This window comes from Kitasatospora indigofera (assembly GCF_014655955.1).
Taxonomy (GTDB): Bacteria; Actinomycetota; Actinomycetes; order Streptomycetales; family Streptomycetaceae; genus Kitasatospora; species Kitasatospora indigofera.
The window spans coordinates 20,306-45,963 of sequence record NZ_BNBO01000042.1 but is presented as its reverse complement, the minus strand read 5'-3'; the positions used below and the strand labels follow the sequence as shown (position 1 = coordinate 45,963).

Annotated in this window: 27 protein-coding genes; 17 read left to right on the top strand and 10 right to left on the bottom strand. The window is 74.8% G+C overall.

Features of this window, described 5'->3' with window-relative positions:
- Window positions 1-68: 68 nt before the first annotated feature.
- The 3 genes from IE329_RS28395 to IE329_RS28385 form a co-directional block, all read right to left on the bottom strand.
- On the bottom strand, window positions 69-1,328 hold the full coding sequence (locus tag IE329_RS28395) for a S1C family serine protease (RefSeq protein ID WP_229927829.1): 1,260 nt from the start codon (window positions 1,326-1,328) through the stop codon (window positions 69-71).
- A 101-nt stretch (window positions 1,329-1,429) separates the two neighbouring features.
- Window positions 1,430-2,473 carry a LacI family DNA-binding transcriptional regulator gene (locus IE329_RS28390; protein ID WP_190213849.1) on the bottom strand — a complete coding sequence of 348 codons (1,044 nt, stop codon included), beginning with the start codon at window positions 2,471-2,473 and terminating at the stop codon, window positions 1,430-1,432.
- Between the two features lie 122 nt (window positions 2,474-2,595).
- Window positions 2,596-3,327: a response regulator transcription factor gene (locus IE329_RS28385; RefSeq protein WP_073926627.1), complete on the bottom strand. Its 732-nt coding sequence runs from the start codon at window positions 3,325-3,327 to the stop codon at window positions 2,596-2,598.
- 726 nt (window positions 3,328-4,053) lie between these two features.
- On the opposite strand from IE329_RS28385, the gene IE329_RS28380 reads away from it, so the two are divergent.
- The 7 genes from IE329_RS28380 to IE329_RS28355 all read left to right on the top strand — a co-directional run bounded on the left by IE329_RS28380 (window position 4,054) and on the right by IE329_RS28355 (window position 8,551).
- Entirely contained in the window at window positions 4,054-4,362 is a 309-nt protein-coding gene (locus IE329_RS28380; RefSeq protein WP_073926626.1) for a MoaD/ThiS family protein, read from the top strand.
- 5 nt (window positions 4,363-4,367) lie between these two features.
- Window positions 4,368-5,564: a hypothetical protein gene (locus tag IE329_RS28375; protein ID WP_190213848.1), complete on the top strand. Its 1,197-nt coding sequence runs from the start codon at window positions 4,368-4,370 to the stop codon at window positions 5,562-5,564.
- A gap of 128 nt (window positions 5,565-5,692) precedes the next feature.
- Window positions 5,693-6,406 (top strand): LmeA family phospholipid-binding protein, encoded by a 714-nt coding sequence (locus tag IE329_RS28370; protein WP_190213847.1) that lies wholly within the window; start codon window positions 5,693-5,695, stop codon window positions 6,404-6,406.
- 266 nt (window positions 6,407-6,672) lie between these two features.
- A complete protein-coding gene (locus IE329_RS42080; RefSeq protein WP_353652343.1) occupies window positions 6,673-6,753 on the top strand; it encodes an Ms5788A family Cys-rich leader peptide in 81 nt (26 codons plus the stop codon).
- 217 nt (window positions 6,754-6,970) lie between these two features.
- The gene (locus tag IE329_RS28365; protein WP_073926624.1) at window positions 6,971-7,804 is read left to right on the top strand and encodes a sulfurtransferase; all 834 of its coding nucleotides are present in this window, start codon (window positions 6,971-6,973) and stop codon (window positions 7,802-7,804) included.
- Window positions 7,805-7,844: 40 nt separating this feature from the next.
- The gene (locus tag IE329_RS28360) at window positions 7,845-8,135 is read left to right on the top strand and encodes a DUF1416 domain-containing protein (protein WP_073926623.1); all 291 of its coding nucleotides are present in this window, start codon (window positions 7,845-7,847) and stop codon (window positions 8,133-8,135) included.
- Window positions 8,136-8,278: 143 nt separating this feature from the next.
- Complete coding sequence (locus tag IE329_RS28355) at window positions 8,279-8,551, top strand: DUF3099 domain-containing protein (RefSeq protein WP_190213846.1); 273 nt, start codon at window positions 8,279-8,281, stop codon at window positions 8,549-8,551.
- A gap of 43 nt (window positions 8,552-8,594) precedes the next feature.
- On the opposite strand, the gene IE329_RS28350 is transcribed toward IE329_RS28355, so the two are convergent.
- Complete coding sequence (locus tag IE329_RS28350) at window positions 8,595-8,957, bottom strand: DsrE family protein (protein WP_190213845.1); 363 nt, start codon at window positions 8,955-8,957, stop codon at window positions 8,595-8,597.
- Window positions 8,958-9,234: 277 nt separating this feature from the next.
- Here IE329_RS28350 and IE329_RS28345 point away from each other — a divergent pair, with 277 nt between their 5' ends.
- The 3 genes from IE329_RS28345 to ygfZ all read left to right on the top strand — a co-directional run bounded on the left by IE329_RS28345 (window position 9,235) and on the right by ygfZ (window position 11,392).
- Window positions 9,235-9,837, top strand: coding sequence for a heme-binding beta-barrel domain-containing protein (locus tag IE329_RS28345; protein ID WP_190213844.1), 603 nt, complete (start codon window positions 9,235-9,237; stop codon window positions 9,835-9,837).
- Window positions 9,838-9,954: 117 nt separating this feature from the next.
- Window positions 9,955-10,419: a Fur family transcriptional regulator gene (locus tag IE329_RS28340; RefSeq protein WP_190213843.1), complete on the top strand. Its 465-nt coding sequence runs from the start codon at window positions 9,955-9,957 to the stop codon at window positions 10,417-10,419.
- A 10-nt stretch (window positions 10,420-10,429) separates the two neighbouring features.
- A complete protein-coding gene (gene ygfZ, locus IE329_RS28335; protein WP_190213842.1) occupies window positions 10,430-11,392 on the top strand; it encodes a CAF17-like 4Fe-4S cluster assembly/insertion protein YgfZ in 963 nt (320 codons plus the stop codon).
- 37 nt (window positions 11,393-11,429) lie between these two features.
- Here ygfZ and dtd read toward each other — a convergent pair whose 3' ends face one another.
- Entirely contained in the window at window positions 11,430-11,876 is a 447-nt protein-coding gene (gene dtd / locus IE329_RS28330) for a D-aminoacyl-tRNA deacylase (protein ID WP_190213841.1), read from the bottom strand.
- Window positions 11,877-12,316: 440 nt separating this feature from the next.
- Between dtd and IE329_RS28325 the strand changes: the two genes are divergently transcribed.
- The 3 genes from IE329_RS28325 to IE329_RS28315 all read left to right on the top strand — a co-directional run bounded on the left by IE329_RS28325 (window position 12,317) and on the right by IE329_RS28315 (window position 14,392).
- A complete protein-coding gene (locus tag IE329_RS28325; protein ID WP_229927828.1) occupies window positions 12,317-13,009 on the top strand; it encodes an RsiG family protein in 693 nt (230 codons plus the stop codon).
- A 69-nt stretch (window positions 13,010-13,078) separates the two neighbouring features.
- The gene (locus IE329_RS28320) at window positions 13,079-14,038 is read left to right on the top strand and encodes an asparaginase (protein ID WP_190213840.1); all 960 of its coding nucleotides are present in this window, start codon (window positions 13,079-13,081) and stop codon (window positions 14,036-14,038) included.
- Between the two features lie 138 nt (window positions 14,039-14,176).
- Window positions 14,177-14,392 (top strand): dodecin, encoded by a 216-nt coding sequence (locus IE329_RS28315; protein ID WP_190213839.1) that lies wholly within the window; start codon window positions 14,177-14,179, stop codon window positions 14,390-14,392.
- A gap of 178 nt (window positions 14,393-14,570) precedes the next feature.
- Here the strand turns inward: IE329_RS28315 and IE329_RS28310 are convergent, their stop codons facing one another.
- From IE329_RS28310 to IE329_RS28300, 3 genes are read right to left on the bottom strand one after another with little or no spacing between them, the layout of a single operon-like run.
- Window positions 14,571-15,386 (bottom strand): heme ABC transporter ATP-binding protein, encoded by an 816-nt coding sequence (locus IE329_RS28310; RefSeq protein WP_190213838.1) that lies wholly within the window; start codon window positions 15,384-15,386, stop codon window positions 14,571-14,573.
- Complete coding sequence (locus tag IE329_RS28305; protein WP_190213837.1) at window positions 15,383-16,468, bottom strand: FecCD family ABC transporter permease; 1,086 nt, start codon at window positions 16,466-16,468, stop codon at window positions 15,383-15,385. Before IE329_RS28305 ends, IE329_RS28310 begins: the two co-directional genes overlap by 4 nt.
- Window positions 16,465-17,490 (bottom strand): heme/hemin ABC transporter substrate-binding protein, encoded by a 1,026-nt coding sequence (locus tag IE329_RS28300; RefSeq protein ID WP_190213836.1) that lies wholly within the window; start codon window positions 17,488-17,490, stop codon window positions 16,465-16,467. Before IE329_RS28300 ends, IE329_RS28305 begins: the two co-directional genes overlap by 4 nt.
- Before the next feature lie 158 nt (window positions 17,491-17,648).
- Between IE329_RS28300 and IE329_RS28295 the strand changes: the two genes are divergently transcribed.
- Together IE329_RS28295 and IE329_RS28290 are read left to right on the top strand one after the other, a co-directional pair.
- The gene (locus IE329_RS28295; RefSeq protein WP_190213835.1) at window positions 17,649-19,193 is read left to right on the top strand and encodes an HtaA domain-containing protein; all 1,545 of its coding nucleotides are present in this window, start codon (window positions 17,649-17,651) and stop codon (window positions 19,191-19,193) included.
- Window positions 19,194-19,235: 42 nt separating this feature from the next.
- Window positions 19,236-20,843, top strand: coding sequence for an HtaA domain-containing protein (locus IE329_RS28290; RefSeq protein WP_190213834.1), 1,608 nt, complete (start codon window positions 19,236-19,238; stop codon window positions 20,841-20,843).
- 197 nt (window positions 20,844-21,040) lie between these two features.
- Here the strand turns inward: IE329_RS28290 and IE329_RS28285 are convergent, their stop codons facing one another.
- Together IE329_RS28285 and IE329_RS28280 are read right to left on the bottom strand one after the other, a co-directional pair.
- Window positions 21,041-21,712 (bottom strand): biliverdin-producing heme oxygenase, encoded by a 672-nt coding sequence (locus IE329_RS28285; protein WP_190213833.1) that lies wholly within the window; start codon window positions 21,710-21,712, stop codon window positions 21,041-21,043.
- 287 nt (window positions 21,713-21,999) lie between these two features.
- Window positions 22,000-22,491: an inorganic diphosphatase gene (locus IE329_RS28280; protein WP_073926608.1), complete on the bottom strand. Its 492-nt coding sequence runs from the start codon at window positions 22,489-22,491 to the stop codon at window positions 22,000-22,002.
- A 76-nt stretch (window positions 22,492-22,567) separates the two neighbouring features.
- Here IE329_RS28280 and dacB point away from each other — a divergent pair, with 76 nt between their 5' ends.
- Both dacB and IE329_RS28270 read left to right on the top strand, forming a co-directional pair.
- Entirely contained in the window at window positions 22,568-24,175 is a 1,608-nt protein-coding gene (gene dacB / locus IE329_RS28275) for a D-alanyl-D-alanine carboxypeptidase/D-alanyl-D-alanine endopeptidase (protein ID WP_190213832.1), read from the top strand.
- Between the two features lie 138 nt (window positions 24,176-24,313).
- The gene (locus IE329_RS28270; RefSeq protein ID WP_190213831.1) at window positions 24,314-25,492 is read left to right on the top strand and encodes a zinc-dependent metalloprotease; all 1,179 of its coding nucleotides are present in this window, start codon (window positions 24,314-24,316) and stop codon (window positions 25,490-25,492) included.
- Window positions 25,493-25,658 lie beyond the last annotated feature (166 nt).

Genomic DNA, 25,658 nt, shown 5'->3' with positions numbered 1-25,658 from the left:
GGTGGTTGCTGGCTCGGTGCTGGAGAGGCCGGTGGGCCGTGCCGGGCCCCGTAGGGCCAATTGTCCGTCTAGACGTTCTGCCCTGCCTCCAGCTTGGGCAGCACCTGCTTGATGTCGTTGATCGGGATGGCGAAGCCGAGGCCCACGCTGCCGGCGCTGCTGGAGTCGGCGGTGGAGTTGGAGCCGCCGGCCGAGTACATCGCGGAGTTGATGCCGATCACCTGGCCGCTCGCGTTGATCAGCGGTCCGCCGGAGTTGCCGGGGTTGAGGGCGGCGTCGGTCTGGAAGGCCTTGTACGTGGTGCTGTCCCCGCCGGAGTTGCCGGAGCCGTTCGAGCCCTGGCCGCCGCGGGTGCCGGGCAGGTTGGGGAACCCGAAGCCGCCGTTGCCGCTGGTGGATCCCTCGTCGAGCTGGACGGTGACCTCGCGGTTCTCGGCGCTGATGATGCCGGAGGTGACGGTGCCGGTGAGGCCCTCGGGGTTCCCGATGGCGACGACGGAGTCGCCGACCTCGACCTGGCCGGAGTCGCCGAGGGTGGCGGGGGTGAGGTTCTTGGCGCCGGAGGCGGTGATCACGGCGACGTCGAGGGACTTGTCGGTGCCGGTGACGGTCGCGGTCGCGGTGCTGCCGTCCTTGAAGGTGACGGTGGCAGTGCCGCCCCCGGCGGCGCCCGAGATCACGTGGTAGTTGGTGAGGATCCGGCCGGTGGTGTCGAGGACGACGCCGGTGCCGGTGGCGGTGCCCGCGGAGGTCTTCACGCTGATCTGGACGACGCTCGGCGAGACGGCGGAGGCGATCGCGGCGACGTCGGCGCTGCCGTCGGAGCGGGCCGAGACGGGGCTGGCGACGGTCGCCGCGGCGGAGGAGGAGCTGCCGCGCTCCCCGGCGGCTATCGCGCCGCCGGTGACTCCGCCGAGGACGGCGGCGACGGCCGCCACGGCGGTGACCAGCGCGAGCCGCCCGCGCAGCAGGCCGCGCCGGGCGTGGCCGCCGGAGGGCGGGGGCGTACCGGGTCCGGGGGTGCTGTCCCAGGGGGTGCCGGGCGGCGGCGCCGGCGGCCCGTCGAAGCTGCCGCCGGTGCGGTCCTCGCCGTTGCCGTGGCTGACGACGGTGCCCTCGACGACCTGCGGCCGGCTCTCGGGCCCTCCGCCGCCGGGGTACGTGCCGCCGGAGGGGTACCCGCCGTCCGAGGGATACGTGCCGGCGGCGTACCCGCCGCCGTCCGGGGCGGGCGTGGTCGGCGGGTGGCCGGGCATCGGCGGGTTCCAGCCCGCGTAGCCGTACGAGGGGGTGCCGCCGGTCTCGGTGCTGCGCTGCTGGTCGCTCATGCCACCAACGTCCGCCTGCCGGATGAAGGTTTGATGAGAGGCGGCTCAGAACGGCCAGAGAAGCCCGTTGACTTCTCATAAAGGCTGGTCAGACCACGAAGTTACGCCTGCGGGGGTGTCCCGCAGCCGCACGAGCGGCGGACGACCAGGCGGGACGGGAACTTGCGGACGCGCTCGGTGTCGGAGCCGGGCACCATCAGCGAGTCGTCCAGCACCAGCTCCACGGCGGCCCGGGCCATCGCGTCACGGTCGGAGGCGACGGTGGTCAGCGGCGGGTCCGCGAGGGCGGCCTCCGGGACGTCGTCGAAGCCGGCCACGGCGAGGTCCTCGGGGACGCGCAGGCCGACCTCGCGGGCGGCCCGCAGGACGCCGATCGCCTGGTCGTCGGTGGAGCAGAAGATGGCGGGCGGCCGGCCGGGGGAGCGCAGCAGCTCCACGGCAACCTCGTACGCGCCGTAGCGGTGGAAGGGCGCGTCGATCAGGTACTGCTCGGTGGGCAGGCCGTGCGCGTCCATCGCCCGCTGCCAGCCCTCGACGTGGTCGATGACCGGGTCGCCGGGGGCGGGGGACTCCACCGGGCCGCCGAAGCAGGCCACGTACGGGGCCTTGTGCACCTCCAGCAGGTGGCGGACGGCCAGCTCGGCGCCGCCGACGTCGTCGGTGACCACCGCGACGTCGTCGATCGCCTCGGGGCGGCGGTGCAGCAGGACGACCTTCGCCCCCTCCATGGCGGCGAACTCCTCGGCGGCCCGCTGCGAAGGGCCCTGGCTGACCAGGATCAGGCCGGAGACCCGCATGCCGAGGAAGGCCCGCACGTAGTGGACCTCGCGGTCGTCCACGTAGTCGGAGTTGCCGATCAGCACGAGCTTGCCGCGGTCGGAGGCGGCCCGCTCGACCGCGTGCGCCATCTCGGCGAAGAACGGCTGGCGGGCGTCGGGGACGACCATGCCGATCAGGTTGGTGCGGCGGGAGGCCATCGCCTGGGCGACGCTGTTCGGCCGGTAGCCGAGCTGCTCGATCGCCGCGAGCACCTTCTCCTTGGTCGCGGGCGCGACAGGGCGCGGCCCGTTGTTGATGACGTAGCTGACGACCGCGGTCGAGGTCCCAGCCAGTCGGGCTACATCGTCGCGCGTCACTTTGGCCACGTGCGGAGTCTACGCGGGTGGCGCCCCCCGGGCACGGGGGGTGCGGGCTACCGGCGGGTACCGTCGCGCCGTCCCCGGCGGTATCCGGACAAGCCGGGCGGGGAGGCCCGCCCGGCTCGTGGTCAGGCCTCCAGTACGGCGGTGGAGCGCTGCTCCAGACCGGGGCGTTCGCCCTTGTCCGGCTTCTCCGGCACCACGAAGCGGTAGCCGACGTTGCGGACGGTGCCGATCAGCTGCTCGTGCTCCACGCCGAGCTTGGCGCGCAGGCGCCGGACGTGGACGTCCACCGTCCGGGTGCCGCCGAAGTAGTCGTAGCCCCAGACCTCCTGCAGCAGCTGCGCCCGGGTGAAGACCCGGCCGGGGTGCTGCGCGAGGTACTTGAGGAGCTCGAACTCCTTGAAGGTCAGGTCGAGGACCCGGCCCTTGAGCTTGGCGGAGTAGGTCGCCTCGTCGACCGAGAGGTCGCCGTTGCGGATCTCCATCGGGCTGTCGTCGGACACCACCTGGAGCCGGCCCATGGCGAGCCGCAGCCGCGCCTCGACCTCGGCCGGGCCGGCGGTGTCGAGCAGGACGTCGTCGACGCCCCACTCGGCGGTGACGGCGGCCAGGCCGCCCTCGGTGACGACGAGGATGAGCGGGCTGCCGATGCCGGTGGAGCGCAGCAGCTGGCAGAGGCTGCGGATCTGCGGCAGGTCCCGCCGGCCGTCGACGAGTATGACGTCGGCGCTGGGGGTGTCGACCAGGGCCGATCCCTCGGCCGGTGCCACCCGGACGGTGTGCAGCAGCAGGCCCAGCGCGGGCAGCACCTCAGCGGAGGGCTGCAGCGCGTTGGTGAGAAGAAGAAGAGAACTCATACCCGGTAGTCCCCTTTCCGGGTCGTCGCGGTCGCGTTGCGGCTGCCGCCACAGCCGGATGGCGCATGTGCAGGGAAGGTTCCGTGCGCCGCGCGCCCCGGGTTGGGGGGTGCCGGGCGACGGGTGGGAGAGGGAGCGTCCGCCAGGGTCGATCCGGAGGATTCGCCGGCGCGCACGGCAGTACGGGGCGCGCGCCAGGAGTCCCGCAACCCCTGATGCTCCGTTGCTGCCCTGCTCATCCCGCGAACCTTCCGGTCTGTTCCGGCCCGGGCGGCGGCCCGGAGCCGGTTCCGACGCCCCGTCCGACGACCCGCACTTCGTTGTGCGGCTGCGGAGGGGCGGTTCTGCGAGTCCGGCGGGGGTGGGCCGACGACACTCGCAGACGCGTCCGTACTGGCGTTCTGAAAGCACAAAAGGATCCGGGGGCGACTCTGCCCGGATCCCTTACGCCACGAGAATAGCCGACCACGTCCCGCATCGGGAGGCCCCGGAACAGCCTGTTCCGCCACTTCGGCCAACGGGCGGGTGACTCCGGCCACAACCGGGAGCCCCTCGGGGAGGGGGCGGGCCGGGGCGATTGCCGCTCGGGAGGGCGGACAGGCCATCATGGAAAGGACATCGGCCGCACCGCACGCGGACACCCTTTCGGGTGGGTGACAGGCCGGCCCCGACGGGGACCGGGGCCGGGACGACCGAACCGTTCGAGCACCACGAGGAGGGGTTGCCATGGCTGCGACCACCGAGCCCGCCAGCGGCCCGGTCCCGACCGGGACACCGGTCGGCGGGACGATCCGCTACTGGGCGGCCGCGAAGGCGGCGGCCCAGGTGGCCGAGGAGCCCTACCGGGCCGCGACCCTGGCCGAGGCGCTGGCCGGCGTCCGGCAGCGGCACGCCGACCTGCCCCGCCTGATCCAGGTGCTGGGGCACAGCTCCTTCCTGGTGGACGGCGCTCCGGTGGGCGGCCGCGACCACGCGTCCGTCGCCCTGACCGAGGGCGGCACCGTCGAGGTGCTCCCCCCGTTCGCGGGCGGGTGAGCGGCGTGAGCGAGGCCTACCCCAACGGCGCCCCCCAGCAGCAGCCCGTCCCGCAGGGCCGGCCGGAGCCGCAGCCGGCCGCCGGGCAGGCGTACGGGCAGCCGCCCTACGCGCAGCAGCAACAGCAGCAGCAACAGCAACAGCAGTACGGACAGCAGGACTACGGACAGCCGGCGTACCAGCAGCAGGCGGACCCGTACGCCCAGCAGGCCCCGTACGAGCCGGGCGGGTACGAGCAGCAGTACGCCCCGCCCTACGAGCAGCCCTACGCCCAGCCGCCGCAGGCGCCGTACGCGCAGCAGCCGGCCGCCGGGCAGGCGTACGGGCAGCAGCCGTACCAGCAGCAGTACCCGCAGCACGCGCAGCAGCCCGCCCCGCAGTACCCCGGGCAGCCGCTCCAGCAGCCGCTCCCGCACCCCTTCCCCGCCGCGCCGCCGGCGGCCTCCGTGGTGCCGCCGCAGCCGGGGGCGCCCGCGCCCGCGGCGGCGCCGCGCACCGGCTCCCCGATCATCGAGCCGGGCCTGCAGCCCGCGCTGATCACGGCGGGGGTGGCGGCGCTGCTGGCCGGCGGGGCCGCGCTGGGCAGTGTGCCGCTGGCGCTGACGGTGGTGCTGCTCCAGGTGCTGACCGCGGCCGGCTGGTTCCGGCTGAACGGCATGTGGCCGGCCCGGCAGGGCATCGCGCTGGCCGCGCTGGCCGGCTTCACCGCCGACGCGGCGGTGCTGCTGGCGCACGGGGACGCCAGGGCGGCCGCCGTGGTGGGCACGCTCGGCGGGTTCTTCCTGCTGGTCCTGGTGCTGCAGACGTTCCGCCCGTCCGACCCGGCGGAGCGGTTCTACGCGCTGACGGTGCTCGGGTCGGCGACCGTGGTGACGGTGCTGTGCGCGGCCCTGCTGTTCGCGGGCTGGGTGCCGGCCGCGATGGGCGCCGTGGCGCTGGCGACCGTGCTGGCGGCGCTGCCGCTGCCGGGTCCGAAGGCCGTCGGGCCGGTGCTGGGCCTGCTGGTCGCGGCCGGTTTCGGCCTGCTGGTCGGTGCGCCGGCCGCGCTGGGGGCGCTCGCCGGTGTCGGCGCGCTGGTCGGGCGCCGGGTGGCGGCGTACGACTGGCCGTCCCGGTTCGTGCACATGACGGCGGGGGTGGCGCTGCCGCTGGCGGTGGCCTCGCCGCTGGTGTGGATCGGCAGCCGGCTGCTCGCCGGCTGAGTGCTCCCGGCCCCCGGGCGGGACGTCCCGCCCGGGGGCCGGTGCGGAACCATGGCTGCGGGCCGTACGTCCGTATGGCCGTACGTCCGAGTGGCCGTGGGTCCGTGGCGGGTTGAGGGGGAGCGACGATGCGTGGCTGGCTGAAGCTGACGATCGGGCTGGTCGTGGTGTCGGGCCTGCTGGTGGGCGCCGACCGGATCGCCGTCGGTGTGGCCGAGGACGAGGCCGCCGACCAGCTGGTGCGGAGCGGCCGGCTGACCCAGCGCCCGCAGGTGTCCATCGAGGGCTTCCCCTTCCTCACCCAGGTGCTGTCGATGAAGCTGGACGACGTCCGGCTCTCGGCGGAGGACCTCGTGGTCGGGGACGGCCGGCAGCAGGTCGCGCTGCACTCGTTCAAGGCCAGGCTGTCGGGCGTCGAGGTGAGCGACAGCTTCAACAGCGCCACCGTGGCCCGGGGCAGCGGGGACGGCCTGATCACCTACGCCGACCTCGCCGAACTGCTGCCCGAGGCCTCCAAGCTGGTGCCCGGCGCGGGCAAGGTCATCCCGGGCGGCACCCGGCTCTCGCTCTCCTACGGCGGGCCGGGCAAGGTCAAGGCCTCGCTGGGCCCGGTGGCGGTCGGCGAGGGCGCGGTGCACAGCGACGGCAGCACCGTCACGGCGGACGGGTTCCAGCTCAGCGGGGTCGCCGCGATGCTGAACGGGGTCACCAACCAGGCGATCGGTCCGATGAGCTTCACCCTGGACAACCTGCCGGCGGGTCTGAAGCTGGCCGCCGCGGTGCCGCAGCCGGACGGCCTGCGGCTGACCTTCACCGGGACGGCGCTCAAGCTGATCGGCTGAGCCCGCCGCCTCCCGGGGCCCGCCGCCCGCCCCCGGGCCGGCCCTTCCCGGGGCCCGCCGCCCCCGGTGTTCCGTACCGCTCCGCGAGACGCGCTGTCCAAGGCCGTCACGCGGAGCGGTTTCGCGCGGGCCCGTGGAGAGCTCCGGACGGCCCCCGCGCGGCCCCGTAGGCCATGAATGGCTCAAATCTCAGGATTCGAACCAAATCGTCTCAGCATTCGACACGCTAATGACATCGGGGGCTCCCTGTCCCTAGCATCGTCTGCATGAAGCGACAGACGGACCTCACGAAGCGGCGGGCGGTAGACCTGTGCCGCGTGTCCGCCTGTCTGTGTCGAATGCGCTAACTGGGCGGTCTTGTCGGGCAGTTCTCGCCCGTCGCCCCTCTCCGGTGACCTGGCCCGGCACAATGACGCCGGCCGTCCCCTTCGCACCCCGCAGTCCACGGTCCGGTACGACCTGCCCGCCGTTCTGTCCCACTATTCGGACAAGAATTCGGACCGGTCGGGCCCGGACCGCCCCGAACCACCTTCCGCAAACCGCCCTCGGATGGAGATCATCACCATGAGCCGCAGTGACGTCCTGGTAGACGCCGACTGGGTCCAGGCCCACCTGGACGACCCGAAGGTTGTCATCGTCGAGGTCGACGAGGACACCACCGCGTACGAGAAGAACCACATCCGCAACGCCGTCCGGATCGACTGGACGAAGGACCTGCAGGACCCGGTCCGTCGTGACTTCGTCGACCAGGAAGCCTTCGAGAAGCTCCTCTCGGCCAAGGGCATCGCCAACGACGACACCGTCGTCTTCTACGGCGGCAACAACAACTGGTTCGCCTCGTACGCCTTCTGGTACTTCAAGCTCTACGGCCACGGTGACGCCCGTCTGCTCGACGGTGGCCGCAAGAAGTGGGAGCTCGACTCCCGCGACCTGGTCGCCGAGGTGCCGGTCCGCGCCGCCACCGAGTACAAGGCCAAGGCCCAGGACACCTCGATCCGCGCCTTCCGCGACGACGTCCTCGCCGCGATCGGCACCCTGAACCTGGTCGACGTCCGTTCGCCCGACGAGTTCTCCGGCCGCCTGCTCGCCCCGGCCCACCTCCCGCAGGAGCAGTCGCAGCGTCCGGGCCACGTCCCGACCGCCGCGAACATCCCGTGGGCGAAGAACGCCAACGACGACGGCACCTTCAAGAGCGACGACGAGCTGCGCGCGCTCTACCAGGCCGAGGGCGTGGACCTGGACAAGGACACCATCGCCTACTGCCGCATCGGCGAGCGCTCCGCGCTCACCTGGTTCGTGCTGCACCAGCTGCTCGGCCAGACCAACGTCAAGAACTACGACGGTTCCTGGACCGAGTACGGCAGCCTCGTCGGCGTGCCGATCGAGCTCGGCAACTGAGCACCGGCTCCACCCCAGTAAGTCGTTAGGAGAATCAGACATGTGTGGTGCGAAGGCCGGCGGCCCGGACCTGGCAGGAGTTGACGTGGCAAACGAGACGATCATCCAGGGTTCGGTCACCCGCGACGGCGAGCCCGTGAACGGCTACGTCCGTCTGCTCGACGAGGGTGGCGAGTTCACCGCCGAGGTCCCGACCTCGGCCACCGGGCAGTTCCGCTTCTTCGCCCGCCCGGGCAAGTGGACGCTGCGTGCGCTCGTCCCCGGCGCGACCGTCGACCGCGTGGTGGTCGCCTCCCAGGGCGCCTTCACCGAGGTCGCGATCGCGGTCTGAGACCGCTGAACGCCCCGAGGGCCCTCCCCGCCCGGCCCACCGCCGGCGGGGAGGGCCCTCTTCGTTCCCGGTGCCGTCGGCGGACGTGGCCGGTGCCGCGCCGGGCTGCTGACCGCGGGCGCCGCCCGCCGTACCGTGGAAGCGTGCAGGCACACCGGCGGCATGTCCGCTACTTCGTGATGATGGGCGTCTGCCTGGGGCTGTTCGTCCTGGCCTGGGGAGTGGTGCGCTTCGTGTCCGTCCCGGCGGCCATCGGCATGTGCGTGGTCGCGATGGTGATCCCGCCCGCCGCCGCCGTCCACGCGAACCGGCGCGACCCCGAGGACGACTGGTGGAACGACCCGCGCTGGGACGACCCGAAGTGGGACGACCCGGGGCACGGGCGTGACACGCCCGACCACGAGGAGCGTCCTTAGCGGGCCGGGCCGGGCCGGGCCGGTTCGGTTCGGTGGGCTGGGGTCAGTACACGAGCGACTGCACGCCGTCCGCCATGATCTCGCTGACGAAGACCTGGGCGCCGGCGATCCGCACCCCCTCCACGGTGTCCCTCTGCTCGATGCCGCGCCGCGCCGCGCACTGGGTGCAGAGGGTGACCGAACCCGCCGCCAGGACCGACTCCAGCAGGTCCGGCAGCGGCGCCGCGTGCGGCAGCTCGAACTCCGCGGCGCGTCCCGGCAGCGCGAACCAGGAGGACTCCCCGGTGAGCCAGAGCGACACCTCCACCCCGCTCGCGACGGCGACCGCCGCCACCGTGAACGCCTGCGAGCAGCGCTCGGGCGCGTCCGCCCCCGCCGTGACCTTGATGACCAGCTTCTTCGCCATGCCGACACCCTAGCGGCGACGTGGCGGGCCTCACCGAGACCGCCCCGGGGGCGGCGGATAGACTCGCGGGGTCGTATCCGTGCTGTCGCCACATGTCACCGCAATGGGAGCGCCCCGTGTCCGGTCTGGAAATCTTCTTCGACTCCCTGCTGGCCCTGATGGCCGTGCTGATCACCTGGTTCGCGATCTTCTCGGTGATGAAGCTCTACCAGGGCCAGCGCTGACCTCTCTGCCGTACGGTTGACGAGTCCCCACACCGCCGACAGTGACCAGGAACATGATCGAGATCCCCTCTGACCTCCACAAGGACGTCGTCCCGCTCGCCTTCCTCCTCGGCACCTGGGAGGGCGCGGGAGTCTTCGCCCCACTTCCCGGTGAGGGCGGCCCCGGAGCCGAGAAGTGCAACTTCGGCCAGGAGATCGTCTTCCGGCACGACGGCCGCCCCTTCCTGGAGTTCCGCTCCCGCACCTGGGTGCTGGACAACGAGGGCGAGAAGGTCCGGCCGCTGGAGAACGAGCACTCCTTCTGGCGGATCACCAGCAACCCGCACGGCACCAGCGGTGCCCGCGGGGTCGAGATCTCCTCGGTCCGCGACGACGGCACCGTGGAGATCTGGTACGGCGAGCTGGCCGACGGCAAGCCGCAGGTCGAGGTGAGCACCGACGCGGTCGCCCGCATCGAGGGCTCGGCCCCGTACTCGGGCGGCAAGCGGCTGTACGGCTTCGTCAAGGAGGAGCTGCTCTGGGTCGGCGAGAAGGCCGCCCCCGAGGTGTCGCTGCGCCCGTACATGTCGGCGCAGCTGAAGAAGGTGCTGAGCCCGGCGCAGCTGATCAAGGACATCAACGACCTGCCGGACGACGGCATCGCGTTCTTCCGCTGACCGCCCCGGCCCGGACCGTGCGGGACGGGCGGGACGGACGGGCGCACCGAGGTAGGGACCGATCACCGATCGGTCCCTACACTTGTCTCAGGACCTCTACCTGGCAGGGACAGCACCGTGGCGGACACCGGCACCACCGACTGGCAGCTCTCCGGCGACTGGAAGGCCGACCTGCGTGAGCGCGGGTACCGGCTGACCCCGCAGCGGCAGCTGGTGCTGGAGGCCGTCGACGTGCTCGACCACGCCACCCCGGACGCGATCCTCGCCCATGTCCGGCTGACCGCCAGCGGCGTCAACATCTCCACCGTCTACCGGACGCTGGAGCTGCTGGAGGAGCTCGGCCTGGTCTCCCACGCGCACCTGGGCCACGGCGCGCCGACGTACCACCTGGCGGGCCGCCACCACCACCTGCACCTGGTCTGCCGGGACTGCGACAAGGTCACCGAGACCGACACCGCGATCGCCGCGCCGCTGATCGACAGCCTGCGCGCGAAGCACGGTTTCGACACCGACCTGAAGCATTTCGCCATCTTCGGCCGCTGCGCCGACTGCACCGCCAAGCTGCCCGGGGAGCGGTCGTAAGCTGACCGGTATGAAGAGCCCGCTGCTTTCGCTGCCCGGTGCCGTCCCCGCCGAGGGAACCGACGAGGGCGTCGCCGCCCACTACGGCGACATCTTCCGCGAGCAACGGAACCTGGCGCGGGGCACCGGCTTCGTGGACCTGTCGCACCGGGGCGTGCTCACCGTCACCGGCGACGACCGGCTGAGCTGGCTGCACCTGCTGCTCACCCAGCACGTGAGCGCGCTCGCGCCGCAGCAGGCCACCGAGGCGCTGGTGCTCTCCCCGAACGGGCACGTCGAGCATGCCCTCTACCTGGTCGACGACGGCGCCACCACCTGGGTGCACGTCGAGCCGGGCACCCAGCAGGCGTTGATCGCCTACCTGGAGAGCATGAAGTTCTTCTACCGGGTGGAGGTCGCCGACGCGACCGCCGGCTACGCGGTGGTCCACCTGCCGGCCGGGTCCACGGCGTCCACCGAGGGCGCCGCCGCGGTGCGTGAACTCCCCTGGGGCCGGGACCTGTTCCTGCCGCGGGCGGAGCTGGCGGCGCTGACCGCCGGGTACGGTCCCGCCGCCGGGGTGTGGGCGTACGAGGCGCTCCGGATCGAGGGGCACCGGCCGCGGCTGGGCTTCGAGACGGACCACCGGACCATCCCGCACGAGGTCGACTGGCTGTCCACCGCCGTCCACCTGAACAAGGGCTGCTACCGGGGGCAGGAGACCGTCGCCCGGGTGCACAACCTGGGGCGTCCGCCCCGCCGGCTGGTCTTCCTGCACCTGGACGGCACCGAGGAGGTGCTGCCGCCGCACGGCACCGAGGTGCACCTGGCCTCGGACCCGCAGGGGCGGTCGCTGGGCATCGTGACCTCCTCGGCACGCCACCACGAGCTGGGCCCGATCGCGCTGGCCGTGGTCAAGCGCAACGTGCCGGTGGACGCGCCGCTGCTGGCCGGGACGGTGGCGGCCGGCCAGGAGGTCGTGGTCCCGCAGTAGCGCGGGCCGCGCCCGGGCCCCGCCGGGGGAGCCGCGCTCAGACCTCCACGAGGACGGTGAACGGGCCGTCGTTGACCAGCGCCACCCGCATGTCCGCGCCGAACCGCCCGGTCTCGACCTTGGCGCCGAGCGCCCGCAGCCGGGCGACCACCTCGTCGACCAGCGGCTCGGCGACCGGGCCGGGCGCGGCGGCGTTCCAGGTCGGGCGGCGGCCCTTGCGGGCGTCGCCGTAGAGGGTGAACTGGCTGATCACCAGCAGCGGCGCCGCGAGGTCGGAGCAGGAGGCCTCGACGCCGCCGGAGTCGGGCGGGCCCTCCAGGATCCGCAGTGTCCAGAGCTTGCGGGCCAGCTGGGCGGCCTTCTCCGGGGTGTCCTCGTGGGTGACGCCGACCAGGACGCACAGGCCCGGGCCCTCGATCGATCCGACGGTCTCGCCGGCCACGGTCACCCTGGCCTCGGTCACTCGCTGCACCACTGCTCGCATGGCCCCATTCTGCCGGAGGCGCGCGGACGCTCAGCAGGCGCGTACGGGCCTGGCGCGCGCCGGGTGGTGTGCCTGCGCGCCCCCTTTGCTGTCGATCTCTCAGCTGAATGCGCTGGTCGTATCAGCCACCCCCGTTCGCCAGGGGGCCGTTCGGGTGGCCGGGCGGTGCGCGCGCGCCGGGCGGGGTGGCACGCTGGTGTTCGGTAGGACGGCCCGGGGCGTTACGGCTCGCCGCGACGGGCCGGTTCGGTCGGGCGGTCGGGCCAGTCGGGCAGCCGTTCTGGTGGTGTCGCCCCGGAGAGTGGCACCGGCGCCCGGCGGGAACTCTCGGGGGCGCCCGTGCGTGCGAACAGTCGGCACGCCAGGGACGGGACCGAACACGTGGCACACGAGAAGTGGCGCGAGCGGGCGGGATCAGGACAACGGCAGGTGGTTGGTTGATGGACGCGAGCAGCGCGGTGCACGGTCGGTCCGGGGTGGCGCCGGGTGGCGGACCGGACGACGACCCCTCCGGACCGCCGGACCCCGGACCGCACGACGCCGGACCGGGGGGCCCGGACACCCCGGCGGTACCGGACGGGCCGGCCGCCCCCGGCGCCCCGGTCCTGCTCGGCGGGCTCGGCCTGGAGGAGCTGCGGGTCCTGCGGCGCGACGCCCAGGAGCAGGAGGCGGACCTCTCCTACCTCCGCCGCCTGCTGCACGGCCGGATGGACATCCTGCGGGCCGAGCTGGACGGCCGCCCGGCGGCCGGCCTCCCCGCCGGCGCCCCCGCCGGCGGCGGCGGGGAGGCCCGGGCGCTGCTCGACCGGCTGCCGGCCATCCTCACCGACGCCCCCTCCACGGTGCGCAGCTCGGCCCGGCACGTCACGCTGGGCCCGCCGCGCGGCGAGCAGTACCAGCTGGAGGCGGACGCCCTGATGGGTGACGTCCGGCTCGCGGACCTCGCGGCGCACCCCGCCGAGGACCTGCTCGCCGCACTGGAGCGGCTGCGGGCGCACGAGCGCGAGGTGTCCGGGCGCCGGCAGATCCTGCAGCGTACGGCGGACGACTGCAGCGGCGAGATCGCGCGCAGGTACCGTGAAGGGGAAGCACGGGTCGACGACCTGCTCACGGGTGGTTCCCTGGCCGAGTGACGGGCCCTGGTGGAGTGCGCCCGGGGGCGGCGGCGCCCGGCCACCCTCACCCGGAAGGCACCCACCCTCATGTCGCAGACCGCCCCCCTCGCCGTCCTCGCCGAGGTCATACGCTCCGGCTTCACCGAGGGCCGGCACCACGGTTCGCTGGTGCTGCTCGCCGCGGACGGCTCGGTGGAGTACGCGCTCGGCTCGCCGGACGCCCCGGTGTTCCCGCGGTCCTGCGCCAAGCCGTTCCAGGCCGTCGCCACCCTGCGGGCCGGGCTCGACCTCGACGGTGAACTGCTCGCGCTGGCCGCCTCCAGCCATTCGGCGGAGGCGTTCCACCGCGACGGGGTGCGCCGCATCCTGGCCTCGGCGGGCCTGGACGAGAGCGCCCTGCGGACCCCGGCCGACCTGCCGCTGGACGAGACCGAGGCCGAGCTGCACCTGCGGGCCGGCGGCGAGCGGGCGCCGATCCTGATGGACTGCTCCGGCAAGCACGCCGGCTGGCTGGCCGCCTGCGTGGCCAACGGCTGGGACACCGGGAGCTACCTCGACCCGGCCCACCCGATCCAGCGACTGGCCCTGGAGGCCCTGGAGGAGGGCACCGGCGCCCCCGCCGCGCACGCCGGGGTGGACGGCTGCGGCGCGCCGCTGCTGGCCGTCCCGCTGACCTCGCTGGCTCGCGCCTACCGCTCGCTGGTGCTGGCCGCCCCCGGGACGCCGCAGCGCCGGGTCGCCGACGCGATGCGGGCCCATCCGGAGTACGTCGGCGGCACCCGGCGCGCCGACACCTGGCTGATGCGGGCGGTGCCGGGCGCGCTGTCGAAGATGGGCGCCGAGGCCGTCCAGGTGGTGGCGCTGGCCGACGGCCGGGCGCTGGCCTTCAAGATCGACGACGGCTCGGAGCGGGCCCGCGGCCCGGTCCTGGCGGCGGCTCTGCGCCGACTGGGCGTCACCACCGCGGACGGCACCGTGGAGCGGATCGCCGAGGCCCCGCTGCTGGGCGGCGGCGTCCCGGTGGGGGAGGTCCGCGCGCTGGTCTGACCGGGCGCCGCGGGCGTGCGGACGGCGGCGCCAGGGTGCACGGTGGACGGTGGGTCCGCCGCCCGCCGTTCCGGACCGCACCCAGTCCTGTGCATCCAGCACCGTGCCCTACCCACCGCGCACCTCACGGAGGCCGTCATGAGCGACCACATCTACCGGGTCACCGAGATCGTCGGATCGTCGACCGAGGGGATCGACCAGGCGATCCGCAACGGCGTCGACCGGGCCGGGCGCACCTTGCGCAACCTCGACTGGTTCGAGGTGGTGCAGATCCGCGGGCACATCGAGGACGGGCACGTCGCGCACTACCAGGTCGGCCTCAAGGTCGGGTTCCGGCTGGACGACGAGGGCTGAGCGCGCCCCGGGGCCGCCCGCGTGGGCGGCCCCGGCCGGGAGCGGCCGGCCGAGGGGCCGGCCACCGGTGCTGCGGCCCCGCGTCAGGCCGCCGGCGCCCGCCCCGCCCGCAACCGGGTCATCCCCTCCCGGGCCATCCCCTCCCGGGCCATCCCCACCCGGGCCTTCCCCTCCCGGGTCACCCGCGGACCGGCAGCACCAGCGGGCTGCCGGTCCGCGGGTGCGCCAGCACCTCCACCGGGTGGCCGTACACCTCGCTGAGCAGCGGCCCGCGCAGCACCCCGGCCACCGGGCCGTCCGCCACGGTCGCGCCGTCGGCGAGCAGCACCACCCGGTCCGCGTACGCCGCGGCAAGTGACAGGTCGTGCAGCACCACCACGACGGCGTCCCCGGCGGCGGCCCGCTCCCGGGCCACCCGCAGCACCAGCTCCTGGTGGCGCAGGTCGAGCGCGGCGGTCGGCTCGTCCAGCAGCAGCAGCGGCGTGCGTTGGGCCAGCACCCGGGCCAGCGCGACCCGGGCCCGCTCGCCACCGGACAGCGCGGTGAACGGACGCCCGGCGAAGCGCGCGCAGTCGGTGGCCGCCATCGCCTCGGCCACCGCCGGGCCGTCCTGCGCGGCGGCCGCGGTGCCGGCCCACGGGGCCCGGCCCATCCGCACCACCTCGCCCACCTCGAACGGGAAGGACAGCGCCGAGGACTGCGGCAGCAGCGCCCGGTGCAGGGCCAGTTCGGCCGTCCCGTAGGAGGCCAGGGGGCGTCCGCGCAGCAGCACCGTGCCGGCGGCCGGCGGCAGGTCGCCGGCCAGGACGGACAGCAGGGTGGACTTGCCCGCGCCGTTCGGCCCGAGCAGGGCCAGCACCTCGCCGGACCGGACCGACACGTCCGCCCCGGACAGCAGCTCGCGGCCGCCGAGGGTCAGCCGGACGGCCTTGGCGCTGAGCAACTCCTCCCCGAGGGAGGGGCGTTCGGGGATCTGTCGGGTTCGTGGTCTCATGCCCAGCCACCCTGCTTGGTCCTGGTCCGGCGCAGCAGCCAGAAGAAGAACGGGCTGCCGATCAGCGCGGTCAGCACACCGAGCGGCAGTTCGGCGGGCTGGGCGAGGGTGCGGGCCGCGAGGTCGCCGGCCACCAGCACCAGGGCGCCGCCGAGCGCGCTGCCGGGCAGCAGGAAGCGGTGGCCGGGGCCGGCCGCCATCCGCAGCAGGTGCGGGACGACCAGGCCGACGAAGCCGATGATGCCGCTGACCGCGACGGCCGCCGCGGTGAGCAGCGCGACCACGGTGATCAGCACCAGCCGCATCCGCTCGACGTCCACGCCCAGGTGGCGGGCCGGGCGTTCGCCGAGGGCCAGCAGGTCCAGCTTGCGGGCGTGCAGCGGGGCCACGACCAGCCCGACGAGGGCGAACGGCAGCACGCCCAGCACCTTGCCCCAGGTGGCCTGGGAGAGCGAGCCGAGCTGCCAGAAGGTGACCTGGTTGATCGCGGCGCTGTCGGCGGTGAACAGGAAGACGCCGATCAGCGCTCCGCAGAAGGCGTTCACCGCGACCCCGGTCAGCACCAGGGTGACCACCTCGGTGCGCCCGCCCGAGCGGGACATCGCGTACACCGCGAAGACCGTCAGCAGGCCGGTGGCGAAGGCGAAGACGGTGACCGTCCAGCTGCCGAGCGAGTCGAGGCCGAGCACGATGCAGCCGACCGCGCCGACCGCGCCGCCGGAGGAGACCCCGATCACGCCGGGCTCGGCCAGCGGGTTGCCGAACATGCCCTGCATCAGGGCGCCCGCGCAGCCCAGCGAGGCACCCACCAGCAGGGCCAGCACCACCCGGGGCAGCCGGACGTTCCACAGCACGGACTCCGGCACCCGGCCGAGCGGGTGGCCGCCGAGCCCCAGCCGGTGGCCGGCCGAGGCGAGGATGTCGCCGGTCGGGATCCGGTACGCGCCGACGCCCGCCGCGAGCAGGGCGGACAGCACGAGCGCGACGGCGAGCCCGGTGGTGAGCAGGGCGGCCCGGCTGCGCCGCGGCGGCGCAGCGGACGGTGCGGCGGTGCCCGGCTCCACGGCGGTGGTGGCGGTCACCGGGCGCCCTCGCCGGTGCCCGCGTACAGCTGCGCGGCGATGCTGCGCAGCACCTCCGGGGTGCGGGGGCCGTAGCTGAGCAGCTTGCCGTCCGCGACGGAGACGATCCGGCGGTCCAGGCCGGCCGGGGTCTGCGCGACGCCCGGGAGCTTCAGCAGGCCGTCCACCCCGCCGACCGACTCCAGGCCCTTGCTCATCACCAGGATCGCGTCCGGCGCGGCCTTGACCAGGGCCTCGCTGGTGAGCGGGGTGAAGTCGCCGGTCAGCCCGGCGGCCGTGCCGGCGTCCTCGCCGCCGGCGGCCTCGATCAGCGAGCCGGCGCCGGAGGCGGCGCCGCCGAGCAGGAAGACCGAGGCGCTGCCGCGCAGGTAGAGGAAGGCGACCTTGGGCCGGCCGGCGGCCGGCCCAAGGTCGCCCCTGGCCTGCTGGAGCCGCTCGTCGGTCCGGGCCTTCAACTGCGCGCCGGCGGCGGGGACCCCGAGCGCCGCGGCGACGGTGTCGATCCGGGGGCCGATGTCGGCGAGCTGCTTGGCGTCGTCCAGGACGAGCAGCGGGACGCCGGCTGCGCGGATCTGTTCCACCGCCTCGGCCGGGCCGGTGGAGCGGTCCGCGAGGACCACGGTGGGGTGCAGCGAGAGCACGCCCTCGGCCGAGACCTCGTGCGCCTGGGTGATCACCGGGAGGGCGGCGGCCTGCTGGAAGGTGGTGGAGACGTCCCGGGCGACCACCCGGGGGCCGAGGCCCAGGCTGAAGACCAGTTCGGCCAGGCTGCCGTTCAGCGGGACGATCCGCTCGGCGCTGGCCACGGTGACCTGCCGGCCGTCGGCCGAGGCGGTGGTGGCCGGCAGCTGCGGGACGGGCGGCGGGCTCAGCGGTTCGACGACGTCCGGGGTGCTCGGGGGGCCGGCCGCGGCCGGGGAGCCGGCGGCCTGGCCGCAGCCCACGGTGGTGAGCAGCAGGGCAGCGGCGATCAGCAGGCCGGCGGGTCGCCGCTTCGCCCGGTGTCGGATGGTCCTGCTCAACTGCGGCCCCTTCGATGGCTGTTGGCGCCGGGGGACTGCTGGGGGCAGGGTGACCTGCGGCGCTCTTGACTCATATATTAGGTTAGCCTTACCTAGCTTTCGCAAGGGGGCGGTGTTCACCGGCCCCTTCCCCCCGTCATGCCGAGGAGCGCCCAGCCATGTCCGTGCCGCGACGGCTCCGCCGAATCGCCGCCACCCTGGTGGCCGCTCTCGCCGCCCTGCTGGCGCTGGCGCTGCTGCCCTTCCAGGCGGCCGCGGCCGAGGGCCGGGTCGTCGGCGGGCGGCTGGACTGGGGGATCAAGCAGTCCTTCCTGACGTACGTCACCGGCCCCATCGCCAAGGGGAGCTGGGGTCTCACCGGCGGCGCCGCCACGGTCGGCGGGAGCGGCTTCCGGTTCCACTCCGCGACCGGTACGTACGACCCGGAGACCGGCGCACTGACTGCCGCCTTCTCCGGCGGGGTCCGGTTCACCGGCCATCAGGAGAACGGCGTGAACGCGCTCGACCTGAGCATCGGCCGGCTCACCCTGCGGGCCGGGGCCGGCGGCGACGCCGGGCTCTACGCCGACGTCAGCAGCAGGTCCAAGGACACCGGCAAGGTCACCGCCGTCGGCCAGGCCCGGCTCGCGGACCTCTCGCTCGCCGGGCTCGACCTGCGCGGCGCCGCCGGCACCCTGACGCTCAGCAAGGTGCCCGCCACCCTCACCGGCGCGGGCGCGAGCGCCTTCGGTGGCTTCTACGCCGCCGGCACCGCCCTCGACCCGCTCACCCTTTCGGTCAACCTCCCGGCGGCGGCGCAGGCTTCACCGTCCGCCACCGGGAAGCCCTCCGCCGCCGGGCCGGCCGCCACCGAGCCGGCCGGGACCGCCGGGACCCAGGCCGCCGGCACCGGCGCGCCGGCCGGGGAGAGCCCGGCGCCCGCACCGGCACGCGCCGAGTTCACCGCGGGTGCGCTCGACTGGGGCGTCCGCCGGACCTTCCGCGACTACGTCACCGGCTCGATCGCCCAGGGCGGCTGGGAGGTCACCGGCGGCGCGGCCGACGGCGGGGCGTTCTTCCGCTGGGCCCCGGCCAAGGGCGGCTACGACCCGGCGACCGGCGCCCTCACCGCCTCCTTCGCCGGTGGCGTCCGCTTCACCGGCCTGCGGACCGGTGACGGCTACGGCCTCGACCTCCTCCTCGCCAACACCGCCGTCACCGTCGCCGACGGCCACGGCCGGCTCACCGCCGACGTCTCGGGCCGGACGCCGGGCGGCGCCGTCCAGCAGGCCCCCGGCGTCGAGCTGGCCACCTTCGAGGCGGCCGGCCTCAAGCCCGCGGACGGTCTGCTCAGGGCCGTCGAACTCCCGCTCAGGCTCAGCGAGTCGGGCGCCAAGGCGTTCGGCGGTCTCTACCCCGCCGGCACCGAGATGGACCCGCTGAGCTTCGCCGTCGCGCTCGACCCGGCGGCCGTCCTGCCCCCGCTGCCGGACATCGGCAGCGCGCCCGCCGCGACGCCCGCCCCGGCCGTCGCGAGCCCCGCCCCGGCCGGCGCGCCGGTCGCCGCCGAGGCCGCCGGAGGCGCCGGGTGGCAGGCCGCCGCGGTCGCCGGCGGCCTGCTGGTCCTCGCCCTCGGGATGGCCGGAGGAGTGTTCGCCCGGCGCCGCCGCACGGCCGCCGCCGGCCCCGCAACCACCGACGAGGACGCCCGGCCCACCGCCTGACGCATCGTCACACCACTGTCATCACAAGGAGCGTTCGAAGCCATGCCGCGTACCACCGTCCAGCGCCCCGGTCGGCGCAACCGCACCTCCCTGGCCGCCCTCGGCGCCGCGACGGCCGGGCTCGCCCTGGCCGCCCTCGGCGCCCCGGCGGTGGCCTTCGGCGCGGGCCCCACCGAGGTCACGTACGACACCGGTTCGCTCGACTGGGGCGTGAAGCAGAGCTTCCGCAGCTACGTCACCGGGCCGGCCGGCCAGGGCACGATCGAGCTGACCGGCGGGGCGACCCGCAACGCCGACGGGACCTTCCGCTTCGGCTTCGGCGGCGCCCGCTACGACCTCACCTCGCACACCCTCTCCGCCGCGTTCACCGGCGGCGTGCGCTTCCTCGCCCACGGGGGCCAGCTGGACGTCGGGCTGAGCGACCTGAGGCTCACCACCTCGGGCACCACCGGCACCCTGACGGCCGACACCGCCTCCAAGGAGCAGGTCGGCGCCCCGCAGGCGACCGAGCGCCAGGACGTCCCGCTGGCCACCTTCACCGTCGGCCGCGACACCACCACGGGCGCCGCGACCCCGGCCAGGCTGACCGAGGAGGGCGCCAAGGTCTTCGCCGGCTTCTACCCGGCCGGCTCCGACCTGGACCCGCTGTCGCTGCTGCTGGCCCAGACCCCGGCCCCGTCCCCCTCGCCCACCGCGCCGGGCTCCCCCTCGGCCTCCCCGTCCGCCACCGGCTCCCCGTCCGCCACGGGCTCGCCGACGGCGACCGGCTCGCCGAGCGCCACCGGCTCACCGGCGGCGACCGGGTCCCCGTCCGCGACGGGTTCGCCGAGCGCGACCGGCTCCCCCTCGGCGACCGGCTCGCCGACCGCCACCACCCCCGCCGGCGGTGTGCTCGCCGTCGTCGACGGCCGGCTGGACTGGACGGTCAAGGAGAGCTTCCGCACGTACCTGGCCGGACCGGTGGCCAACGGCAAGGTGGAGTTCGGCGGCGGCGCGGACGGTTACCGCTTCGGCGGGGCCACCGGGTCGTACAACACCGCCACCCACACGGTCTCGGCCGGTTTCGCCGGGTCGGTGCGCTTCCTCGGCCACCCCTCGGGCGGCGGGTACGCGCTGGACACCACCTTCGACCGGTTCGGGCTGCGGATCGACCAGGACGGCGCCTTCCTCACCGCCGACGTCAACGCCAAGTCCCTGGACGGGAGGACGTCCGTGCTGACCGGCGTCCGGATCGCGAAGCTGGACCTCGCCGGGGCGGCCCTCGCACCCGTCGGCGGTGTGGTCACGCTGACCTCCGTGCCCGCCACGCTGACCGCCGAGGGCGTGCCGGCCTTCGGCAACTACCCCGCCGGCGAGGCCCTGGACGCCGTCACCGTCTCGCTGTCCTTCGACCGGAACGCCCAGCTCCCGGCGGGCCCGGGTACCGGCTCGACCGGGACCGGCAGCACCGGGATCGGCGGTGGCAGTGGCAGCGGCACCGGCACGGGCGCCTCGGTGAGCAGCACCGGCCTCGGCGGCGGCGCCGTGCTGGCCTCCACCGGCGCCGGCACCCCGGTGGCGCCGCTGCTCGCGACGGCCGCCGGCCTGCTCCTCGCCGGCGGCGGCGTGACCGTCCTGGTCCGCCGCCGTACCGGGGCGGCCGGGGCCTGACCCCCCTCGTACCCGCCGGGGCCGGTCCGCCCCGGCGGGTCCGGCCCGGCGCCACGGTCCGGCGTCCGGGTCAAGCCGTCGGCCCCGGCGAGCAACCGCTCGCCGGGGCCGACGTGTCGTCCGGTGCCCGGCCCCGTGTCGTCCGGTGTCCGGCACGGGGCCGGGCACCCGGACGTCCTGCGCGGGTGCCGGGCTGGTCAGGCGCTCAGCGGGTAACGGGCGTCCAGGTCACGGAAGATGGCGCCGTTGAGGGTGAAGGCCCGCTTGCACTCCTCGACCACCCGGCGGCGCTCGACCTCGTCCAGGGCGAGCCCGGCGGCGTCCAGCTTCGCCCGGTAGTCCCGCTTGAAGGCGGCGGGGTTGGCGACGTCCTCGAAGACGTAGAAGTGCACGCCGTCGCCCTTGCGCTCGAAACCCCAGGTCTTCTCGGCGATGCCGCGGATGATCTGGCCGCCGGAGAGGTCGCCGAGGTAGCGGGTGTAGTGGTGGGCGAGGTAGCCGGCGGGCCAGCCGGCGGCCAGCTCCTCGACCCGGGCGACGTAGGCGGCGGTCGCGGGCAGCGGCTCCAGGCCGGTGCGCCAGTCGGGGCCGCGCAGGTGCCGCAGGTCGCGCTCGATGGCGGCGGTCCGCAGCAGGGCGGGGTCGATGAAGGGGCCGGCCACCGGGTGGTCCGCCAGTTCGGCGTTGCGGCCCTCCAGCGCGCGGTAGACGAACCAGAGCTGGCCGGTCAGGTCGGCGTAGGCCTCGACGCCGAGCCGCCCGCCGAGCAGGTGGCTCATGAACGAGGACTGCTCGGCCGCCTCGTGCTCCTCGCTGCTTGCGGTGCGGAGCACGGTGGAGAACGGGGCGGGCTGCTCGGGGCTGGGCACGTGGGCCTCCAGTGATCGGGAACAGTCCGATTCTTATGGTTAGGCTTACCTAAGTCAATGTCGTCCCGACAGTCTGTCGGCAAACGTTCCGACGGTCCGTCGGTAAAGACCTGCCCGCACCGGGGCACGGCCAAGCACCGGCCCCGTCGGCCCACCGCCGAGCACCGGCCCACCGCCGAGCACCGGGGCGCCCGCCGGCCCGCCCGGGTACGGCAAAGGCCGGGGTGCACGGATCGCTCCGTCCACCCCGGCCCCAGGGCTCGCGTACGAGACCGGGCGTCCGCGGCTCAGTGGCCGCCGGAGTCCGCCAGGCGCTTGATCGACGCGGTGACCTCGGCCTCGGCCTCGGCGCGGCCGACCCAGTCGGCGCCCTCGACGGACTTGCCGGGCTCCAGGTCCTTGTAGACCTCGAAGAAGTGCTGGATCTCCAGGCGGTCGAACTCCGACACGTGGTGGATGTCCTTGAGGTGCTCCCAGCGCGGGTCGGTCGCGGGGACGCAGAGCAGCTTGTCGTCGCCGCCGGCCTCGTCGGTCATCTTGAACATGCCGATGGCGCGGCACTTGATCAGGCAGCCCGGGAAGGTCGGCTCGTCCAGGATGACCAGGGCGTCCAGCGGGTCGCCGTCGTCCGCGAGGGTGCCCTCGACGTAGCCGTAGTCGGCCGGGTAACGGGTCGAGGTGAAGAGCATCCGGTCGAGGCGAAGGCGACCGGTCTCGTGGTCGACCTCGTACTTGTTCCGCGAGCCCTTCGGGATCTCGATCAGGACGTCGAACTCCACGCGTTCCTCCAAGGTAGGGACTGACAGAATCCAAGTGTCTCCTACGGGAGTGAGTGCTCAGGAAAGGGGCCGGTCGGTGCGAGCAGGTACGGGGGCGGGGCGACGGCGCGGCCTCGCGACGGCGCGGTTGCTGGGGGCGGCGCTGCTGACCGGGGGCGCGGTGCTGGGCGGGGGCGGGGCGTACGCGGCGCCGTCCCCCTCGCCGAGCGGTCACGCCACGGGGCACGACGACGGCCGCGGCGGCAAGGGCGACGGGCACGGGGACCGGCACGGTGACGACCGGACAGCCTCGCCCGGCGCGTCCTCCCCGGCGGCGAAGCCCGCCGCCGGTCCCGGCACCCCCGCCGGCAAGCCGGCCGGCGTGACCGGCTCGGCGGCCCCGGCGACCGCCCGCAAGCCGGGCCCGCCGCCGGCCGGCCTGGTGCTGCAGCCCGCGGACGGCGCCGCGGTGGGCATCCCCACCGCGGCCGGCCTGCGGCAGGCGCTCGCGGCCGCCCTCACGGACAAGTCGCTGGGCACCGTCACCTTCGCCGTGGCGGACGCCACCAGCGGGCAGATCCTCTACGGGGCCGGCGAGAACACCCCCGCGACACCCGCCTCGACCACCAAGCTGGCCACCTCGCTGGCGGCCCTGACCCTGATCCCGGGCGACACCCGGATCACCACCAGGGTGGTCGCGGGCGCGAGCCCCTCCGACATCACCCTGGTGGGCGGCGGCGACCCGACCCTCACCGCGCTCCCCGCCGACCAGGTGCAGATCGACGGCGCCCCGGCCGACGCCGACACCGCGCCCGCCTCGCTGGAGGCGCTCGCCACCCGGACGGCGGCCGCGCTGAAGGCGGCCGGCACCGGCACCGTCCGGCTCGGTTACGACGTCTCGCTGTACACCGGCAGCCCGCAGCACGCGGACTACGACGCGACCAACATCCCGCTGATGACCCCGCTGATGGTGGACGAGGCGAAGGCGGACCCGCGCAGCCGCGAGGAGGCGCCCGCCCGGGTGGCCGATCCCGCGGGCCAGGCCGCCGAGCAGTTCGCCGCACTGCTGAGGACCCACGGCATCACGGTGGACGGCAAGGCCAAGCAGACGGCGGCGGCCGTCCCGGCCGGGTCCGCGGTGCTCGCCGAGGTGACCTCGCCGACCGTCGCCCGGCTGGTGGAGCGGCTGCTCACCACCTCCGACAACACGCTGGCCGAGGCGGTCGCCCGGCAGGTGGCGCTGGCCGCGCACAAGCCCGCCGGCTTCGACGGCGCGGCCGCCGCCGTCACCGAGACGCTGGCCGGGCTGGGCGTCCGGTCGGCCGGGCTGGTCCTGCACGACGGCAGCGGGCTGCACGCGGGCAACACGATCCCGCCCGCGGTGCTGGTCCAGCTCCTCGGCCTGGCCTCCTCGCCGGACCACCCGGAGCTGCGCCCGGTGCTGACCGGCCTGCCGGTCGCGGGGTTCACCGGCACGCTGGGCAAGCGCTACGGCGCGGGCTCGGGGGCGGCCGAGGCGGCCGGCCTGGTCCGGGCCAAGACCGGCACCCGGAGCGGGGTGAACACCCTCGCCGGCACCGTGGTGGACGCCGACGGGCGGCTGCTCTCGTTCGCCGTGATGACCAGGACCACCGCCCCGGCGGACACCGCCCGGGCCGCGATGGACCGGATCGTCGCCCGGTTGGCGGCCTGCGGCTGCCACTGACGCGCCGGTCGGGGCGGCGTCGCGGGCCGGCCGTCCGGCCCGCCGCCACCGCGGGGGCCGCCCGTCGTCCGCCCCCCGCTCTTAGCACGTCGGCGCATGCGACTCCCCCCGGTGCGGTGGAGCACGTACGGTGAGGGCATGACGAGCGCGAGCGGCGGTGCTGACATGGTCGACTGGAATCTCGCGGTCGCGACTGCGACCAGGCTGGTCCGGCCGGGCCCCGAGGTGACCCGGGCACAGGCGGCCGAGGTGGTGGCCGAGTTGCGCCGGCACGCGCTGGAGGCGGAGGAGCACGTCCGGGAGTTCACCGGGATGCGCTCCAGCAGCCTGGCGGCGGCGACCGCGACCCCGGTGCTGATCGTGGACCGGCCGGGCTGGGTGCGGGCGAACGTGGCGGGCTTCCGCACGATCGTCCAGCCGCTGGTGGAGAAGCTGCAGGCGCGCCGGTCGTCCTCGGCCGCCGCGGGCGTCTTCGGCGCGGTGGGGGAGAAGGCCACCGGCATCGAGGTGGGTGCGCTGCTGGCGTTCCTGTCCGCCAAGGTGCTCGGGCAGTACGAGACCTTCGCGCCGGCCGAGTCCTCGGTGGAGACCCCGGACAGCCCGGCGGCGCTCTTCGACAAGCCCCGGCTCGGCCCGGCCGGCCCGGGCCCCGGCCGGCTGCTCCTGGTGGCGCCGAACATCGTCCAGGTGGAGCGCGAGCTGGAGGTGAACCCGGCGGACTTCCGGCTCTGGGTCTGCCTGCACGAGGAGACCCACCGGACCCAGTTCACCGCGGTGCCCTGGCTGCGCGACCACATCCAGTCCGAGGTGCAGTCCTTCCTCGCCGAGACCGACGTCGACCCGGGCGCCCTGCTGGAGCGCGTCCGGGAAGCGGCCGGGTCGGTCGGCGGCGGTCTGACCGGCCTCGGCACCCGCGGTGACGGCTCCCCGTCGGCGGGCCTGCTGGAGGTCGTCCAGTCGCCGGCCCAGCGCGAGATCCTCGGCCGGCTGACGGCCGTGATGTCGCTGCTGGAGGGCCACGCGGACGTGGTGATGGACGGCGTCGGCCCGGCCGTGGTGCCGAGCGTGGCGGAGATCCGCGAGAAGTTCCAGCAGCGCCGGGACCGCGGGGCGAACCGGCTCGACCTGGTGCTGCGCCGGCTGCTGGGGATGGACGCCAAGCTGCGCCAGTACCAGGACGGCGCGGTGTTCGTGCGCGGCGTGGTGGACCGGATCGGGATGGACGGCTTCAACCGGGTCTGGACCTCGCCGAACACGCTCCCCACCAAGGACGAGATCCACAATCCGGCGGCCTGGGTGGCCCGGGTCGGCCGCTGACCCGGCCGGCGGCCCGGCAGCCGGCCCGGCGGCGTCCCGCCGTGGCCGGACGCGCTCGCACGCGTGGTCCAATCGTGCAGACGGCGGGTGGAGATACGTTTCTTCATTCACCCGTACGTGGGACGGTGGTCGTACTGGTGGCGCGGGTGGCGTAGCCGGCGGCTCA